This window comes from Pontibacter silvestris (genome assembly GCF_020907275.1).
Lineage (GTDB): Bacteria > Bacteroidota > Bacteroidia > Cytophagales > Hymenobacteraceae > Pontibacter > Pontibacter silvestris.
In genome coordinates, this window is the sequence record NZ_JAJJWI010000014.1 from 57,963 (window position 1) to 75,517 (window position 17,555).

Annotated in this window: 18 protein-coding genes and 1 tRNA gene; 11 read left to right on the forward strand and 8 right to left on the reverse strand. The window is 50.3% G+C overall.

Features of this window, described 5'->3' with window-relative positions:
• Nucleotides 1–18 precede the first annotated feature (18 nt).
• The 11 genes from LN995_RS13750 to LN995_RS13800 all read left to right on the forward strand — a co-directional run bounded on the left by LN995_RS13750 (nt 19) and on the right by LN995_RS13800 (nt 9,502).
• Nucleotides 19–957, forward strand: coding sequence for a lysylphosphatidylglycerol synthase domain-containing protein (locus LN995_RS13750; protein ID WP_229961657.1), 939 nt, complete (start codon nt 19–21; stop codon nt 955–957).
• On the forward strand, nt 954–2,087 hold the full coding sequence (locus tag LN995_RS13755; RefSeq protein WP_229961658.1) for a glycosyltransferase: 1,134 nt from the start codon (nt 954–956) through the stop codon (nt 2,085–2,087). Before LN995_RS13750 ends, LN995_RS13755 begins: the two co-directional genes overlap by 4 nt.
• A complete protein-coding gene (locus LN995_RS13760; protein WP_229961659.1) occupies nt 2,084–2,341 on the forward strand; it encodes a hypothetical protein in 258 nt (85 codons plus the stop codon). Before LN995_RS13755 ends, LN995_RS13760 begins: the two co-directional genes overlap by 4 nt.
• A gap of 367 nt (nt 2,342–2,708) precedes the next feature.
• A complete protein-coding gene (locus tag LN995_RS13765; protein WP_229961660.1) occupies nt 2,709–3,932 on the forward strand; it encodes a GAF domain-containing SpoIIE family protein phosphatase in 1,224 nt (407 codons plus the stop codon).
• A 166-nt stretch (nt 3,933–4,098) separates the two neighbouring features.
• Nucleotides 4,099–4,698, forward strand: a complete 600-nt coding sequence (locus tag LN995_RS13770; RefSeq protein WP_229961661.1) for a polysaccharide deacetylase family protein — start codon at nt 4,099–4,101, stop codon at nt 4,696–4,698.
• Nucleotides 4,695–5,786 carry a glycosyltransferase gene (locus LN995_RS13775; RefSeq protein ID WP_229961662.1) on the forward strand — a complete coding sequence of 364 codons (1,092 nt, stop codon included), beginning with the start codon at nt 4,695–4,697 and terminating at the stop codon, nt 5,784–5,786. Before LN995_RS13770 ends, LN995_RS13775 begins: the two co-directional genes overlap by 4 nt.
• A 245-nt stretch (nt 5,787–6,031) precedes the next feature.
• Nucleotides 6,032–6,799: a TatD family hydrolase gene (locus tag LN995_RS13780; RefSeq protein ID WP_229961663.1), complete on the forward strand. Its 768-nt coding sequence runs from the start codon at nt 6,032–6,034 to the stop codon at nt 6,797–6,799.
• Nucleotides 6,800–6,801: 2 nt separating this feature from the next.
• On the forward strand, nt 6,802–7,869 hold the full coding sequence (locus LN995_RS13785) for an asparaginase (protein WP_229961664.1): 1,068 nt from the start codon (nt 6,802–6,804) through the stop codon (nt 7,867–7,869).
• A 69-nt stretch (nt 7,870–7,938) separates the two neighbouring features.
• A tRNA-Ser gene (locus LN995_RS13790) sits at nt 7,939–8,026 on the forward strand.
• Nucleotides 8,027–8,276: 250 nt separating this feature from the next.
• On the forward strand, nt 8,277–8,918 hold the full coding sequence (locus tag LN995_RS13795) for a phage integrase SAM-like domain-containing protein (RefSeq protein WP_229961665.1): 642 nt from the start codon (nt 8,277–8,279) through the stop codon (nt 8,916–8,918).
• A gap of 101 nt (nt 8,919–9,019) precedes the next feature.
• Nucleotides 9,020–9,502, forward strand: coding sequence for a site-specific integrase (locus LN995_RS13800; RefSeq protein WP_229961666.1), 483 nt, complete (start codon nt 9,020–9,022; stop codon nt 9,500–9,502).
• Between the two features lie 238 nt (nt 9,503–9,740).
• Here the strand turns inward: LN995_RS13800 and LN995_RS13805 are convergent, their stop codons facing one another.
• The 8 genes from LN995_RS13805 to LN995_RS13840 all read right to left on the reverse strand — a co-directional run bounded on the left by LN995_RS13805 (nt 9,741) and on the right by LN995_RS13840 (nt 17,533).
• A complete protein-coding gene (locus tag LN995_RS13805; RefSeq protein WP_229961667.1) occupies nt 9,741–10,676 on the reverse strand; it encodes an ArdC family protein in 936 nt (311 codons plus the stop codon).
• An 83-nt stretch (nt 10,677–10,759) separates the two neighbouring features.
• The gene (locus tag LN995_RS13810; protein WP_229961668.1) at nt 10,760–11,230 is read right to left on the reverse strand and encodes a JAB domain-containing protein; all 471 of its coding nucleotides are present in this window, start codon (nt 11,228–11,230) and stop codon (nt 10,760–10,762) included.
• Nucleotides 11,231–11,621: 391 nt separating this feature from the next.
• Complete coding sequence (locus LN995_RS13815) at nt 11,622–12,497, reverse strand: hypothetical protein (protein ID WP_229961669.1); 876 nt, start codon at nt 12,495–12,497, stop codon at nt 11,622–11,624.
• A complete protein-coding gene (gene traN, locus LN995_RS13820) occupies nt 12,439–13,275 on the reverse strand; it encodes a conjugative transposon protein TraN (RefSeq protein WP_229961670.1) in 837 nt (278 codons plus the stop codon). The genes LN995_RS13815 and traN overlap by 59 nt, the downstream gene beginning before the upstream one ends.
• A 36-nt stretch (nt 13,276–13,311) precedes the next feature.
• Nucleotides 13,312–14,676: a conjugative transposon protein TraM gene (gene traM, locus LN995_RS13825; protein ID WP_229961671.1), complete on the reverse strand. Its 1,365-nt coding sequence runs from the start codon at nt 14,674–14,676 to the stop codon at nt 13,312–13,314.
• Nucleotides 14,673–16,019 (reverse strand): conjugative transposon protein TraJ, encoded by a 1,347-nt coding sequence (gene traJ / locus LN995_RS13830; protein ID WP_229961672.1) that lies wholly within the window; start codon nt 16,017–16,019, stop codon nt 14,673–14,675. Before traJ ends, traM begins: the two co-directional genes overlap by 4 nt.
• 149 nt (nt 16,020–16,168) lie before the next feature.
• Nucleotides 16,169–16,825, reverse strand: a complete 657-nt coding sequence (locus tag LN995_RS13835) for a TerB family tellurite resistance protein (RefSeq protein ID WP_229961673.1) — start codon at nt 16,823–16,825, stop codon at nt 16,169–16,171.
• 36 nt (nt 16,826–16,861) lie between these two features.
• Entirely contained in the window at nt 16,862–17,533 is a 672-nt protein-coding gene (locus tag LN995_RS13840) for a hypothetical protein (RefSeq protein WP_229961674.1), read from the reverse strand.
• Nucleotides 17,534–17,555: the final 22 nt, after the last annotated feature.

Genomic DNA, 17,555 nt, shown 5'->3' on the forward strand with positions numbered 1-17,555 from the left:
CTTTTTGCAAAAGTTTTAGTGATACCACTTACATTATACCTGTTATACCAGACTGTTTTTACAGCACCAGATACGTTCCTGACCTGGGGAGATATTTTGCAAGATGCTCTAAAAAGTCCGGTAGGCTACCTGTTTATTATTTCAGCAGCACTGATACCCATAAACTGGGGTTTCGAAGCCCTTAAATGGAAACTGTTGGGGCAAAAGATAGAACCTATCTCTTTTCCCAGAGCTTACAGATCGGTGATGGTAGGCCTCACATTGGGCTTTATAACGCCTAACCGCTTGGGAGATTATGCCGGTCGTGTACTGGAGCTTAAGAGCAGGCAGCGGCTGGAGGCAATAGGAGCTATCTTTATCGGCAGGTTTTGCCAGTTAGTGGCTACCGTTTTGGTAGGAGGACTTGCCTTACTTTATTTCTTACTCCGCTTTTATTGGAATAGCTTTCCTGCTATTAGTCTTAGTGTTGCTTTTCTGTTGCTGGTACTGAATGTTATTTTTCTTCTGCTATTGTTTAACGCGAGAGCTATGGTAGCCTTTGTTGCTGCTATTAAGCTTCTAAAGCCGTTTGTGCAATACCTGGAAGTGATGGGTAGTTATACTTCCGCTGAAATAATGCAGTTACTCTTACTTTCCATTGGCCGTTATTTTGTTTTCCTGGTGCAATTTGTGTTACTACTCATATTATATAAGGTGCAGCTTCATCCTTTAGAGTATGTATGCGGGGTGTCGGGTACTTTCTTTCTGAAGTCAGTGGTGCCATCGGTGAGTTTAGTTTCTGACCTGGGGGTGCGGGAACTGTCGGCTATGTACTTTTTCAGCCTGCTGGGGCAGGCACGTTTGCAGGTGCTGAGTGCCAGCCTTAGTCTATGGTTACTTAATATTGCTGTGCCCAGTGCTGTAGGCTTAATTTTTGTGCTGCGTCTAAAGCTTTTCAGGAAGGAGGTTATCGCTTGATTGCAGCTCTTGCCCTGTCTCTTACCGCTTATGCCTGGATTATCCTGCGCCGCTGGTTCGCATGGAATAAGCTTCCTGAAGTGGAGGTGCCTGTAAACTACAAGCCGATTACCAAACTCTCCGTTGTCGTACCGGTTCGGAATGAGGCTACCCATATAACACAGCTACTGCAGGACCTGGAAAATCAAAGGTATCCTAAAGAACTGTTTGAGGTACTTATTGTAGATGATCACTCAGAAGATGGTACTCCTGAATTAGTAAGAGCATATGCTACCACATCCAATCTTCAGTTAAGAGTTGTTGAATTAAAAAACTACATCAACTTAAAACAAAAAAAAGATGCTGTAAAAACAGGTGTGGAGCAGGTAAAGGGGGAATTAATTGTGCTTACCGATGGCGATTGCCGGGTACAGCCTGAGTGGCTGGCACTGTTTGAATATACCTATAAAACTCAGAATGCTCTTTTTATAAGTGGTCCGGTCTGCTTCCATAACACCCACACACTTTTTGAGCGCATGCAGCTAGTAGAGTTTGCCAGCCTGATTGGTATAGGTGGTGCTTCTATTATGTTGGGGAAACCGAATATGTGTAACGGGGCCAACCTAGCCTATGCCAAAGGCGTTTTTGAACAAGTCGGGGGCTTTTCAGGTAATGAGGGAGTGGTCAGTGGCGACGATGAATTCCTGTTACATAAGGTCAGTGAACGGTTTCCGGGCAGAGTCGCTTTTCTGAAAAACAATAAGGCCACTGTTTTTACAGAGGCCCGCAAATCTATCAGAAGCTTTGTTTCGCAAAGAGTTCGCTGGGCCAGCAAGTGGAAAGCTTACCAGAATTGGCAGGTGCAGTTGGTGGCGCTGATTGTGTTCATAATCAATTTGTTGCTGTTTCTGGCTATGCCCATGCTGCTGTTTAAACAACTATCTACGCAAACATTTATAGTTGCTTATTGTGCCAAGTTTGCTATAGATTGCTTATTTTTAAATTATGTTCTGCGTTTTTTTGGCAGAAGCAGTTACCTGATATACATGCTGCCGCTGCAGCTAGTATATATACCTTACGTACTTTATACGGCTATTCTTGGTCTGTTTGGCCGGTACAGCTGGAAAGGAAGAAAGATACGCAGCCGATGAGCGATAATGAGTTTGATATACTGGATGAGCTTTATTTTGTAGTGGCTTATTCTGACCTTAGAAGCTCCTTAGCTTTTTCTGATGAAGATATTTGTGAGGGGCTTAAGTCACTGCTGGAAAAAGGATACATTAAAATATTATATCCTGACCAGGATACAGAGCAGGATTATAACCAAGAGGCTTTTGAAAAGCACTATAAAGATTACTATTATCTTGCTACAAAGTCAGGATTGGTTGTTCATAACTCCATCTAAACAAAGTTATGCTTATTTAAACTGCTCTAGCTTATGCAGGGGTAACGAATGAGTTGAACAGGACCTGTTGTAAAGCTGTAGTCAGATATGCTTTGCCTTTAAAGAGAGATGTTCCTTTAAAGGGAACAATAACGTTTACATCAGCCATTTTTATAAATGCAGTACTAAGTTTTTCAGAGTTTGGTGCATAGTTATTTATAACATTGGTGCCTGCGCTATTGTAGGAAGGTTTTTCAGTTAATAGCTGCAAGGGCTGCTCTTTTTTTAGTAATTTTACCTCATAAATGTATTAGTATGCTGGTGTTGGCCTCTTATCTGTTGGAGAATGGCCTGCTCGATGCGTATGACTCAAAAATACCGCTTTCCAATGCCTGACATAATTGTACCTAACATAAAGCAGGAACTAGACCTGAAGAAGCTGGAGCTCTCTGCATTACTTGAGATTACACAGGCTATTAACTTTAACTTGCCTGAAGCTGCGCTGTATAAAATTTACCGTTTTACACTGCTGGCCCAGTTACAGATTAGCCGCTTGGTGCTTTTTGTGCATGACGAGGATTGGAAATGTGAAGTATGTTTCGGCGCTGATCAGGATTTTGCAAAACAGCAACTACCAGAGGAAATCAAAGAGCTAAAGGAGATTACGCATACTTCAAAGCTCAAAATTGAAAAGAAGTGGCGGGTGTTTGAGTTTGTGCTTCCAATTCTGCATAATGGTAAGGTACTGGCTGTTGTCATGATAGGAAAAATTCAGCCTTACTATACAAGCTTGGATGCGCTTAACTTTGTGCAGACGGTGAGTAATATTATGCTCGTTGCTATTGAAAACCATAAAATGGCCCGTCAGCGTCTGGCGCAGGAGTCTATCAGGCGCGAGATTGAAATTGCACGAGAGGTGCAGACTATGCTCTTCCCTAAGTCATTGCCTAACGATAAAGATGTTGCGATACATGCCAGCTATATCCCTCATTCCTCTATTGGGGGCGATTACTACGATTATGTTGAGATTGACCAGGACCAGTGCCTGTTTTGTGTAGCAGATGTGTCCGGTAAAGGAGTTCCAGCCTCCCTGTTGATGTCTAACTTTCAGGCAGGGCTAAGAACAATGCTCAGGCAAACCTCTGATCTTAAAACGGTAGTGGCGGAGCTGAATAACCTTATTTACCGGAATGCCATAGCCGAAAAGTTTATTACGTGCTTCCTGGCTATCTATAACCGTAAAACACGTGAGCTGAGTTATGTCAATGCAGGCCACAACGCCCCGATTTTGCTGTACCAGGATCATTCTCACAGCCTGTTAAACGAAGGCTGTACCATGTTGGGAGTGTTCGATGTGCTACCATTTATGTCGGTTACCAAAGTGCAGGTGCCTTCAAACTCTATGCTGCTTTGCTATACCGATGGCCTAACAGAGGTTTTTGATGAGTATGAAGCAGAATTTGGAGTTGAAGGAACTATAGCGTTTATGCAGCGTAACCGTTTTCTTAGCTCTAAGATGTTACATATGCAGCTTCTCCAGGAGATACACCTTTACAATGAAGAGGCTTCCTTTAGCGATGATATCACGCTTTTGTCGTGCCGGTTTAAATAGTTTGGGCATTTGATTGAGTAAATAAGCAAATTGTTATGGCTTTTTGAAGAGAGCATATAAGGCAAACTCCCTCTTTTCTGTAACATCATTTCTTTCACAAATCTTCAAATTCCAAATCATTATCTTGCTCCGTTTGTACAAAACACCCTTGCTTCTAAAAAAGCTGATGCCGCGTTATACCTGGCATCGGGAAGTACAGGGGAAGAAATTGTTCTTGACATTTGATGATGGACCTATACCAGAAGTTACACCTTGGGTACTGGAGCAGTTGGAGAAATATCAAGCAAAAGCAACTTTCTTTTGTGTGGGAGACAACCTTGTAAAGCACCCGGAGGTGGCGCAGTTGGTGTTGGAGGCTGGGCACAAACTGGCAAATCATACACAGAACCACCTAAAGGGCTGGCAAACAGAGCTGCAAAAATATGTGCAAAACGTGGAGATATGTCAGCAGCAGCTACAAAATATTTTCCCTTCTGCCTCATTAGTTAAGAAAAAGTTGTTTCGCCCACCTTACGGGCGCATTAGTAAGCAACAGGCGGCACAGCTACGGGATAAGTATGAACTAATTATGTGGGACGTGCTTACCAACGATTATGATGCCAGCCTCTCACCAGAAAAATGCCTTAAAAAGTCTATAAGGTATACCCAAAGTGGTAGCATTATCGTATTTCACGACAGCCTGAAAGCTAAAAGAAATATGATGTACGCCTTGCCTCGTTTCCTGGAACACTTTACCTCGCTTGGCTACTCCTTTGAGACTTTATGATTGTATCTGTAGCCTATTTCATACTTTATTTCCTGCTTTTTCTGGCTTTGCTGGCCCTGCTTGTTTTTAACCGGAAACATTACAGACTGCACTTATCGGAACAGCCGCATATCAGTATTCTGATTGCTGCCCGTAACGAAGAGAGCTCGATCCTGCATTGCCTGCAGGCTATAGAACGTTTAAAATATCCAAAAGGTAAAGTAGAGGTGTTGATAGGAGACGATGCCTCTACAGATGCCACCAAAGCTACAGTAGAGGCCTTTATTAGAGACAAGCCAAATTACAGATGTATTACTATTACCGAAAACATAGGTAAGGCAAAAGGCAAAGCAAACGTATTGGCACATTTGGCAAAGTTAGCTACAACAGACTTTTTTTTCTTTACAGATGCCGACATAGAGGTGCCTCTAAGGTGGGTGCAAGGTATGTTGTCGGAGATGAAGAAGGAGGTAGGAATAGTTACCGGCATTACAACCATAACGGGTAATAGTTTATTTGCAAGGCTACAGGCACTGGATTGGTTATATGCGCTTGGCCTTATGCAAGTGGTGTCGGACCTGAAATTACCTGTTACTACCATGGGCAATAACATGCTTATAAGAAGGCAGGCGTACGAGCAGGTAGGCGGCTTTGAGAATGTTAAGTTCTCTGTGACCGAAGATGTGGCTATCTTTAATCAGATAATAAAAAAAGGTTGGGGGTTTCGTAATATTTATGATCGTTCTGTTTTAACTAAATCTGAACCTGCTTCCAATTTAATGCAATTGCTGCACCAGCGTAAGCGCTGGATGCGCGGGTCTATGCATTTACCTCTTTACATGGTTGTTATTCTTGTTCTTCATGCAGCTTATTATCCGGTGCTTCTTCCTTTTTTTGCCTATACATCGGTAGGTGTGATGCTGGGTATTTTTCTCTTCAAACTGCTACTGCAAAGTATCTATGTGCATCTCTGCCTGAAGCGGGTAGGCCAACATGCATTGTGGTGGCAGTATGTATTTTTGGAGTTTTATTTAGTCTTTACGTCTGTAGTGCTCATTATATTTTTCTTCCTGCCGATAAATGTCCGCTGGAAAGGCAGACAGTACTGATTGCGCTGAAGTTTTACGTTTCATGTTTTGAATTTTGTAATGCAAAAATGGAAAATAAAGCTTGTTTGTGTGATTCTGTTTTTGTGCTTTCTCAAAATAGGGTATTTAAAATTATTAAAATTTAATATTGGTTAGAAATTTAAATGTCGTTACAGTTAATATTTGATGATTTTCGTGCTTATATTGCCATCTTAATAATTGGTGATATACTTAGTGTCAATAGAATTTTAAACTAATTATTGTTCATGAAGCTTATTGATTCACACGCACATATTTATTCAGAAGAGTTTAAGGAAGATCAGAGGGAAGCGGTTGTAAGAGCACAGGAAGAGGGCGTGGATAGAATCTATATGCCTAACATCGACCACACGTCAATTGATGCTATGCTAGAGGCAGAGGCTCAGTTTCCTGAACAGTGCATTCCAATGATGGGGCTGCATCCGGCTTATGTAAATAAAGATTTTGAGCGTGAGTTATACCTGGTTGAGGAGTGGCTAAGCAGAAGGAAATTTGCAGCAGTAGGAGAGTGTGGTATAGACCTCTATTGGGATAAAACTTTCCTGCCACAGCAGCAGGAAGCCTTAAAAGTTCAGGTAGAGCTGGCTAAGAAGCATCAGCTTCCGGTTATATTACATACACGAGATGCTTTCGATGAAACTTATGAAATAATTGCAGAGGCTCAGGATGGAACTTTGCGAGGTATATTTCATTGTTTTTCCGGTTCCGTAGAACAGGCAGAAAAAGTAAAAGAGCTGAGTTTTCTGATGGGGATAGGAGGTGTATCTACCTTTAAGAACGGAGGATTGGACAAGCTCTTGCTGCACTTACAGCTAGATGATCTGGTGCTGGAAACAGATTGCCCCTACTTAGCGCCTGCACCCTATAGGGGTAAGCGTAATGAACCTGTATATGTCCCTATCATAGCAAGAAGAGTAGCTGAACTGATGAATAAGCCTGTAGAAGAGGTTGCAGAAAAAACAACACATAACGCCCTTAACCTTTACAAACTATAGCCATGCAGATAGTAAAAGTAGATATAGAGACAGCTGCTCCTGCTGATCCGGATGCTTCCATCCTTATTATCTATACAGGAGGAACAATAGGGATGGTATTTGATGAAGAAAAAAAGCATTTGGTGCCTTTTAATTTTAGCCAGATAATTCAGAAAGTGCCCGAGCTAAAGCAGTTTAACTACCTGCTGACAGTAGTGAGTATAGAACCTGCAATAGATTCTTCTAATGTAACAATAGCAGACTGGCTGATGATGGCCCGTCTGATTGAAGAAAACTATAACTTTTATGATGGCTTTGTTATTTTGCATGGCACTGATACCATGGCCTACAGCGCATCGGCTCTTAGCTTTATGCTGGACAACTTACAAAAGCCGGTAATATTTACAGGAGCCCAATTACCGATAGGGAAGGTCCGTACAGATGCCAGAGAAAATCTGGTAACAGCACTTCAGATAGCTGCTACTAAAATTGACGGTAAAGGATTGGTGCCAGAAGTATGTATTTATTTCCGTAACTTATTGCTACGAGGCAACCGGGCTAAAAAAGTGGAAAGCAGGCATTTTGCTGCCTTCAAGTCTGAAAACCACCCTCAGTTAGCGAAAGCTGGTGTTCACATAGACTATTACTGGGGCGCTATTCGTCCGCATGCAGAGCAGCCATTTGTAGCACATCATTTTTTAGAGGATAGGGTAGCTATTTTAAAACTTTTCCCAGGTATTACTCCTCAGGTAGTACGATCTATTTTGCAGGAACCTGATTTGCAGGGGGTTGTGCTGGAGACTTTTGGTGCCGGTAATGCGCCTACTGCTCCCTGGCTCTTGGAATTACTATACAATGCTATTCAGCGGGGTGTGTATATTCTTAATGTTTCGCAATGTGATGAAGGACGGGTAGATCAGGGGCATTATGAAACCAGTAAATATTTGTTAGAGATGGGCATAGTTGGTGGCTCTGATATTACCACAGAGGCGGCTATCACTAAAATGATGTTCGTTCTTGGTCAGAAGCTGCCCCATGAGCAAACCATTGAAATGCTGCGTAGTGACCTGCGTGGAGAAGTTTCAGTGTAGATTTATCTGCTGTATGTAAGTATTAGTTTGCAAGTGTGCCGGTTTATCTATTATCTTTGCACAGCAATTAGAGAGGTGTCCGAGTGGTTGAAGGAGCACGCCTGGAAAGTGTGTATACTCCAAAAGGGTATCGCGGGTTCGAATCCCGCTCTCTCTGCTGGTAGAAATACCAAAATCAACTAAAAGCCTGCAAATCAAGAGTTTGCAGGCTTTTATGTTTTTAGAACTATACCATTTTATTCATTTTTTCTCATAAAAAAGGTGCGTAATCCGGTGAGTTCGTTTGAGAGAGTAATTTACTCACCATAATTTACATAACATACTGATTTACAGGGTGTACAAAGGTTGTGCATCTTGATTACGGTTGACTGCAAAGCTACATTTGTTTAATCATTAAAGTCACCGTTATGAGTGTTAACTTCAGTCTTCTCTTTTACCTCAAAAAACAAAAGAACTATCGCATGGGTTCTGTTCCTATCTACCTGCGCATCACCGTTGCCGGGAAACGTGCCGAGCTGGCCACAGGAAGGGAGTGTGAACCTGAACGCTGGAATGCATCCGCCGGTCGTGCCGCCGGCACAAAGGCATCCTCCAAATCCCTGAACGCTTACCTGGACAGCCTGCAGGTGAAGGTGTATGAGGCTCACCGCCAGCTGGTGGAAGCCTCAGGATTGGTCACGGCAACGGCTATCAAGAACAGGATCACCGGAAAGGAGGAGAAAGGAATCATGCTGCTGGAGGTCTTCCAGGACCACAACCGCAGGATGGAAGCTCTTGTGGGGGATGAGTTCGCACCGGGTACGCTGGAGCGTTACACCACCTCTTTGAAGCATACAGCTGACTTCCTGTGGTGGAAGTTTCAGGTCCCAGACATCGACATCAGGAAAATAGACCACGCCTTCATTACCGAGTATGAGTTCTATCTGCGGAGCATCCGCGGAGCATCCGCAAGTGCTCCAACAACACAGCTGTCAAGTACATCAAGAACTTCGGCAAGATCATCCGCATTTGCCTGGCAAATGGCGAGCTTTCTGCCAATCCCTTTGTAAACTATAAAGCGAAGGTGAAAAAGGTGGACCGGGTTTACCTTTCAGATGAGGAGTTAGAAGCGATGGCAGCGAAGGAGTTTGCAATGGAGCGTCTTTCGCAGGTGAGGGACATTTTCCTTTTCAGCTGCTTTACAGGGTTAGCGTATGTGGATGTGCTGCAGCTGTCACGAGCTGACATTAGCAGGGGCATTGATGGAGAGAAGTGGGTAGTCAAAAAGAGGCAGAAGACTGACACCCCTTCCCGCATTCCTTTACTGCCCACGGCATTAAAGATACTGGAGAAGTACAAGGACCACCCGCAGTGTCTGAATGAAGGGAAACTGCTCCCGGTGCTGAGTAACCAGAAGATGAATGCCTACCTCAAGGAGATAGCCGACTTGTGCGGCATCAGCAAGCCGCTCACTTTTCATATCGCCCGCCACACCTTTGCCACCACCGTTACGCTGCTTAACGGTGTGCCCATGGAGAGTGTGTCGAAGATGCTGGGCCACACCAACCTCAGGACTACCCAGCACTATGCCAAAATTCTTGATATAAAGGTAAGCGAGGACATGCGGATGCTTAAAGACAAGTTCAAGATATAGCCAAAGGTTAACAACCCATTGTTTACTAAAATGGGCTTCTTCGGATTTTTAGAAAGACATTCAAACCGTGTAAAACCCTTCAACATACTTAGGAAATGGTTTTAGCAGAGTTAGCGTGCAAGCCTGCAAAAAGGGGACTTTATGAAAAGCCTCAAAATATTCAAAGATTTTCCGTATGAGCCTTTAAGTGTGGAGGTGAAAGGACTGTCCTGTAGTACCAGGCAGCCCTTTGCCTTTGTTAAGCGGCGGCAGGCAGCGCTTCTTTGTTCGTTTCTGCCTTTAGGCCCAGTATGTAGCTGGCCGCTTTAAAGGCCCTTGTGCTGGCGTAGATGATCATCGTCCTGTCATCTTTGAACCTGCTGACCCAGCCCTGCAGGTAAGCGACAGAGTTTTGGAACACGTCCTCTTTGATGCCTGTGAAGGCGCAGAGGAAACTGGCTCCCATCTCGGCAACCAGTTCCTCTTTGCTGTAGTGCTCATCCCCGAAGCGGCTTGCCTTCTCCTCTTCTGTGAAGCGGTTGAGCCTGTCGGGGTGGCCGGTGGTGTGAATCAGCTCATGGAACAGCGTGGCGTGGTACGATTGGGGAGAGACAAAGCTTTTCAGCTCGGGCATCTGTACCTGGTCACTGGCGGGCGCATAGTAGGCTTGTGAGCCTCCGTGCAGGATCTGCGGGCGCGGCATGGGGTAGTGGTCCACCACGTGTTGGCAAGCTTCTATGACCTGCTGTTCAGGACGCTCGATAGCTGCCGGAAGTGTAAAGTCAATGCCTTCCACCTGGTCGATGTTGAAGACTGTCCAGATAAAGGGCACAAACTTTCTGCCGTGCCTGCCTTTTTCCTCCTCTGCCTGTACACCGTCCTGTTCACCTGCTTTCTCTTCGTAGATTTTCCAGTAGATGACGGGAGTGCCCTTCTCGCCCTTCCTCACGTGTCCGCCTAGCTCAAGAGCCTGTTTGAAGGTGAGGAAGTAGGGCGCGGTGAAGTTGTTCTTCTCCGTGATGTAGTTGAGATAGATAGCGTTGAAGCCTTCGTAGTGCCTGCCGGAGGAGTAGTTCTTCGGCAGGCCGTAGGTGCTCCAGGGCTTTTGCCAGAGCACCTTTCCCTGCTCCAGCTGCGCGATCACTTCGTTTGTCACCTGTTCTGCCAGTTGATCCAATTTTTGATAAGCGTTCATAGTAGTAAAGTTTAAGATTATTGATAGATTATTTTCCGGAGCGGCCTCTGTTCGCTTGGCTCCACCTAATAAGAAAAAAGGGGCTATAAAAGCCCCTCGTCAGCCAGCGAGTAGTAACTCTCGCTGGTGATGATGAGGTGGTCCAGCACCGCGATGTCGAGCAATTCGCCGCCCGCTTTCATCTTCTTTGTCAGCTGCAGGTCTGCGACGCTTGGCTTCAGGTTGCCGGAGGGGTGGTTGTGACAGAGGACGATGGAGGAGGCGCAGGCTTTTAATGCGGCTACAAAGATGAGCTTTGGGTCCGCGACAGTGCCGGCGACTCCCCCCGTCGACAGCTCGTAGATGCCCAACACCCGGTTGGCCCTGTTGAGGAGCATGACCTTGAACTGTTCCACGAACTCTATCTTTCCGCTGTCCCAGCTTTGCTTCAGCACCTTATAGCAGTCGGTGGAGCAGGTGACCTGCGGGCGCTGGGATGGTTTCACTTTGGCGCGGTAGGAGAGCTTGATCTCAGCTACTTTAGAGAAGGAGGAGTTTCTGGTGAGCTTTTCCATAATCTTTGTCTTTTTAGTGTGAGGAATTGATTATGGTGCCCCACCTGCCTTCGGGACGGACTAAGGGCAAGGTGGAGGCGGCAAAAATGCGGAGGCTCCCCGGCAGGGGATACCCATTTTTTCCGTACTACCTTGTTCCCGTGTCCGGCACGCAAGGCTACCTTTGCGCCCGAATGAATTGCCCTGCACCTTTGCATTTCAGTGGCTGAGAGGGATAATGATTTAGGATGTTTCTCGGTAGAAATGCTTTGAAGCCTGAGAAATGGTGGCCTTGAGTTGAGAGATATCTAAAAGAAATCCCCGGCATCCGAAGGGATACCGGGGATTCAGGTTTTATGGTGCTGCCAGTGCTGGCAGCAGGTGTGCTGCGTTGGGGACACGCCATTGGGGGCTAAATTGCCATTCCTTTCCTGCGAGGTCGCTTCTGTTCGGGCTGGTCTTCTGAAGGCAATTCCTGCTTTTTTTCCTTCTGCTGCTGCCTTACCGCTGTTTCCTGATTTGGCTCCTCCTTCAAGATGTTCTCCCGCTTCACAGGCTTCATGTGCTCGTCAAACACGTTGATGGTCTTGTACTGCGGGCTTGCCTCAATGAAGCGCTTTGCCTCCTGGCCGTCCTGCAGGGCCGTTACCTGCTGCAAGTTTCCCCGCTCGAGGGAGCGCAGCAGCCGCTCTTTTTGCTGTGGGTCCTCCAGCTCCCGGATGGCGAACTGCTTCAGGGTCTTCTCCAGGTCAAAGCCGTAGTTCTCGTGGAACTGCCGCACCTTGTGGTTCCCATGCTGGTCCTTAATAGTTGGGTCCAGCTGTAGCCAGGCCTTGTAGGGCTGGTTCTCCTGGTTAACCAGTTCTTTGTGCACGGACCGGCCACCCAGCAGGTTGTAGGCCTCCTTGGCCGTGATGCCGCTGTTTTTGTTAATGTAGAAGGTCTGGCTTCTTTCCTGGGCAGAGTCATCTGGCTTGAGCGTAGCGTCATACTTGTTGAAAAAGTACATGTCCGCCTGATCCGACCTGCGGAAGTGCAGGGTATAGTCCATGGTGCTGCTGTGGTGCGGCACCTGCAGTTGCAGACGGAACTCCGGCTGCTGTGACTGCACCTGCCTTTCCAGCTCTGCGTTCAGGCTGGTGCCGAAGCCCTGGTATTTGAGGCCTTCCTTCAGGTAATTGAGGTTCTTTTCATTCATGGTGATAGGATTAAGAGGTCTTGAGTTCTGTTTAGATTTCAGCTTCATCTGAGAAAAGGAGCGGGCATGCCAGCAGGATGTCTCTGGCACGAATTTTTAGTTTAAGGTGCCTGCCGCCGCTTTTCTCAAACAGGACGAGCACCAGCTCCTTGCCGCGGTTCAGGTTGTGCTTCTCCAGGGCGAAAACCAGCACCTTCCGCTGACCGGCCTCCACTGCCCTGTCTTCTTCCCCGTAGGTGTAAAGCGGGACAAGCTCCTCTTCCTGCGTGGCGGTGCGCTTTGCCTTTTTCCTGTCCCGCACCGTGAAGCGGGTAAAGTCAATGCCGTAGGGAACAGGGGAGGAGTTGGTAAGCACGACCCTGTAGAAAAGAGTGCTTCCCCGGATGTAGATGCCTTCCACCGTGGCCTTTATCCCGCCGGCTTTGTCTTTCATGCCGTAGTGAAACCGGAAGTCCTCCGCCAGCCGGCTCATGATGCTCTCCAGCTGCCTTTGGTTCAAGCCGGCATCCGTGAAAAGCACGGACGTGGCCTGCGCAGCCTCCAGCCGCAACAGGGTAGTGGCCGGGCTCTCATCGTAAATGACGAAAAAGCTGTAGAGCCTGCCGTCGGCGGTGATGACGGTGAGGTTCGTTTCCTGAAACCGGGGACTGGCAGCTTTCACCTGGAGCACGTTTCTCACCTGGGGAGGTACCTGGGCCAGTATTCCCCCGCTGCCGCGGTCTACGCTTTTGATGGGATAGGGGAAAACCAGACTGGTGGTTTTGCGGCAGGCCAGCTCCAGTGTGTGTTGCTGTTGCATGGGCTGCGCCTGGACGGTAAGCCTGCTGAGCAAAAAGCACAGCAGTGCGATGATAGTTGTTTTGTTCATGGTATCGCGTTTAGGAATGGTAGGATGTATTGACAGTTATGTTTTCTGGTCCCGGAGCAGGAGGCGGTGGCCCGCTTTCACCGTGACTTTCACCTGCCTTGCCTCTTTGCTCAGCAGTCCCCTGGCTGCGTCAATGCCGGCACTTGCCGCCTGGGCCCCAAGGGAAGGGGAGAGCGAGGGAAGCTGCAGGCTCTGGCTGATGGCGCGCCCGGCACCCTGGCGTGCCGCCTCCCGGGCGGGGGAGCCGGGGACATAAAGCCCCTCTATTCCGTCCAGGTCGTAGGCTGAGAGCAACACCGGCAGGAGGGCATTGCCGGAGCGGACGGAGGTTACCTCGATAGCTAGCCGCTCGCCCCTGACCTGGCAGGTGCCGTACACGAGGCTTCCCTCTGGCAGCAGCCGACCGGCCAGGTAGGTGTCCTGGAGCAGGCGCAGCTTCACAGTGGCCCCTGTCGTCAATGCCTGCGTTTCGTACACGGCCGCCTCTATGGTGCTGCCCTGCTGCTCAGGAGTGGGCGGAGCCTCATTCAGGTTGAGATTGAAAAAGGTGTTCTGCGACTGGCCTTGCGGAACCAGGGCACTGGAAAGTACGACGGTAGTCGGCTCTGACCCGGAAATATGCGGGGAGGGAGCCTGGTGCAGCAGGGTGATGGGCGGGCCTTCTGATGCGACCTGCACGGTGAATGCCTGCTGCCCGTTCTCCAGGGATTCCCCGCGTAGCCTTTCCTTTACCCGCTCCGGGTGCTGGATGTCCAGGATCCGCTCCAGCATACCCTCCAGTTGCTGCATCTCCGGGTCTGCCGCGGCACCGCCGTTCGTCCCGCCCATCGTGCGCATCATCGTCTCCAGTTTCGCCACATCCTGGCTGAAGCGGCTCTCTCCGCTCTCCTCTAAGGGAGTGCCTGCCGCTTTTCCCCTTTGCTTTGGGGCAGCTGGCCTGGAGGGTTCCTGGCTGACGAGCTGCGAGAGCCGGGAGAGCCGCTTGTTTATCTTCTCCTCATTCGGGTCCTGTGGCGTGAGGTCGAGCAGCTGAGCAGCGTTTTCCGGAGCCGCGGCGGGTGAATCTGGGGCAGAGTTGCCTAAGGTATCATCTGTGCTTTCTTCGACGCCGGGCTCCAGGCCCAGCCGGTGCAGGAAGTTTTTCCCGCCGGTGTCCTGCTGCTTTTGCAGCTTGCGCCGGGCCTGCTGGTAGAGGCCCAGCTTACCGCTTTCCGGTTCTTTTTTGAGCTGCGGCTCGGGGAGCTGGAGGTTCAGCCCGCGTACTGCCTGCGGTGCCTTGGCTTCTGTGCCCGCACCGCCGCCCAGCGCCCAGAAGGCCATCGTCAGGAAGGGCAGCACGAGCAGGGGGAGGACGAGCAGGAATCTTCTCCTGCGGAGGAATGCTTCGGAATGAGTTTTCATGGACAAGTTATTTTAGTGGTGATGAGGGAATAGTTGTTCCGGGTGCCCCCAGGCTGTCGGGTAGTCCCTGCAGCGGTTGCCGGTGGTGCTTCGGGGGTAGGGGCAGAGGAACACCCGGGGTGAAATGGGAGCCAGGTGCCGTGTGGGGGAGAACCGCTTCTGCCAGTATCCAGCCACTGGCCCCGCCGAGCAGGAGGCAGAAGAGCAGCAGGCAGAGCGTTCTGGTGCGGAAGGACAGGGCCCCGTACTTCCGGCCCAGCCACCCGGCGGCCTTCTCCTGTGCCTGGCAGATCGCCCTTGCGACGGCCAGCGCTTTCCTGTCGGTGGCCGGGTCCGCCGCTGAAGCCGGTGACGCTTTGGGTGAGGTGCGTAGCCCCGGCACCGAGGGCGGCTGCGGCATAGCCTGCCCCCGTGCCGCCCGCCGCCAGGGCAGTGCGGTTGGTGGTGCTCAGCAGGTTGGTTACTTTATAGAGCAGGGCATTGCCGCCGCCGGCGTGCACGATGTAGCCCGCCACGTTGGGCACGGTGAAGTACCCCACAATGCCGATGAGCAGGAAGATGAGGTAGGCTGAGTCAGTGGCACTGAAGAACGTCTCGCCGCTGCTTTCCACCTGTCCGATGTCGAGCCGGAGCATGTTCTCCTGTATCTTGCCGATGATGCCGCCGAAGATGTTGGCCACCGGCAGCCACATGAACACGTTGACGTAGCGTGCCAGCCAGACGGTGAGCGTGTGCTGGAAGCCGTCGAAGACGGCGAAACCGAACACCAGCGGACCGAGCACCGCCAGGACGATGAGGTAAAAGGTGCGGATGGTGTTGATGCAGAGGGCGGCCGTCTGGAAGAGCAGCTGCAGCACTTCCGACATCCACTGCTTGATGGAGTTCCGGAAGCTATAGGAGGCCTTGGCCATGGCAAACCGCATGTCGTTGCCGATGCTTTCCAGGATACCCTCCCCCTCGCCCAGCGGATCGTCCGGGTGCGTGTACTTATACCATTTGTCCCGGTCGCCGTTGCCGTCCACCCCCGCGTACAGCTGCCAGGCATCCGAGCGCTGGATGGCCTCCTCCTTTTGCTTCAGCAGCGCGGCAATGGCTTTGTCCGTATCCTCGACCAGGGCACCGGTGGCCGTCACCGTCGGCTGGAGCACCCCGTTCAGCAGGGCCAGCACCGAGGGAAAGAGCAGCACGGCAATGCCCAGGGCGAAGGGCCGGAGCAGGGGGTAGAAGTCGACGGGCTCGGCACTGGCCAGGTGGCGCCAGACGCGGGAGGCGATGTACCACAGGGCGGCAAAGCCCGCCAGTCCGCGGCCCACGCCGATGAGTCGCTCGCAGAGCGGCAGCATCTCCTCGTAGAGCCCTTCAGCACCTGGTGCATGCCGGGCATGTCGGTGCCCGAACGCTGCGCCTGCGCATGGAGCGGCAGGAGCAGGGATGCCAAACAAAAGAGAGAGGCGATTTGCGATAGCTTTTTCATTGTGAAAGGATTGACTGGTCAGGGATTGATTCTGTACAGGCCCTGTATGCTCTCCAACTCGAACCGCTCCCTGTCCCGCTGCAGGGCCAGCAAGCCTGCCTGCCGGTTGAAATGCCTGAGGAAAGTGAGCTTATCCTCGGTTTCGGTGAAGATGCGGTCGATGGCGGCCAGGCGCTCCTCTTCGCTCATGCGCAGTTCCCCGGCGGTGAGGATGAGGGTCAGCTCATCCAGGTGCCGCAGGCTCTGGCGGTTCAGAGAGGCATAGACGCTGCCCAGGTACGCCAGCTCTTCCAGGGTGAAGCTGCCGCCCTGCCGGAAACGGGCGTAGGCGCGGGTGTGTTCGGAGACGATGCGCCGCTGGTACTCGATAATGTCGGCCACCCGCTTGTACTTCCTTACGGTGGGGCTTACCTCCAGCAGGCTGCTGAGGAAGGCATCGTGCAGGCTGAAGCTTCCCTCTGAAATAGCCTTGACCGCACCGTAGCCTTTGTGGATAATGTCGTAGCCTGTCTTCATGTCCGAGAGGATGCTTTTGAGCTGGGCGAGCTTCTCTACGTTTAGCAGCAGTTGCTGTGCCTCTTCTGACTGCGCCCTCGCCCGGTTCGGGCCCAGGAAAAGGGTAGCCAGGAAGAAGAGCGGGAGGAGATACCAGGTTCGTTTTATAATCAGATGCATAAGAAGTGGATGATTTACCTGTTGTGAAAGGTGTGGCTATTGCGGCAGGCCGTAAAGGGAGCGGGTGCTTTCAAGCACCTGCCGCTCGCTGTCCCGCCAGTGGGCCAGCACCCGCGCCTCCAGGAGAAAGGCCTGGGTGAAGGAGAAAATATCAAGTGTGTTTTTGAAGAGCTCCTCGAGTCGCTCGAGCCGTCCTGCGTCGCGCATCTCCACCTCGTTCTCCGTCAGGATCAGCCAGAGCGCCTCCAGGTCCCGTGCGCAGGAGGCGAGCAGCCTTTCCCTCACTTTTTCCAGGTGCTCCAGCTCGTTCTCTTTCAGCTGCCCGCTGAGCCGGAGCGCGGGCAGGGACTCCCGCAGGTCCCGGGCGATGGCCGCCTGGTAGCGGAGGATATCAGCGATGCGCGCCGCCCCGCCGATGGCCGGGCCCGCAAGTTTAAGGGAGCCAAAGAAAGCCTGGTGCAGGCCGAGGTCGCCGTTTTTGCTGTGCTCCACGGTGCTGATTCCCCGGAGGGCGATGCTGTAGCCCTCGCGCAGGACACCGGCGTATGCCTCGAGGGCTGCGATCTGCTGCACCAGGTACTCCCTTTGGGTCTTTTTCTGCCGGAACCACTCGTCAAAGGCCTGCGCCTGCAGGGGGACGGAGGCCAGCAGAAAAACGCCGGGCAGGAATGTTTTCAGTGCGCTGGTTTTTATATGGAATGCCTTCATAATGCTTGCTTTTAAATATTTT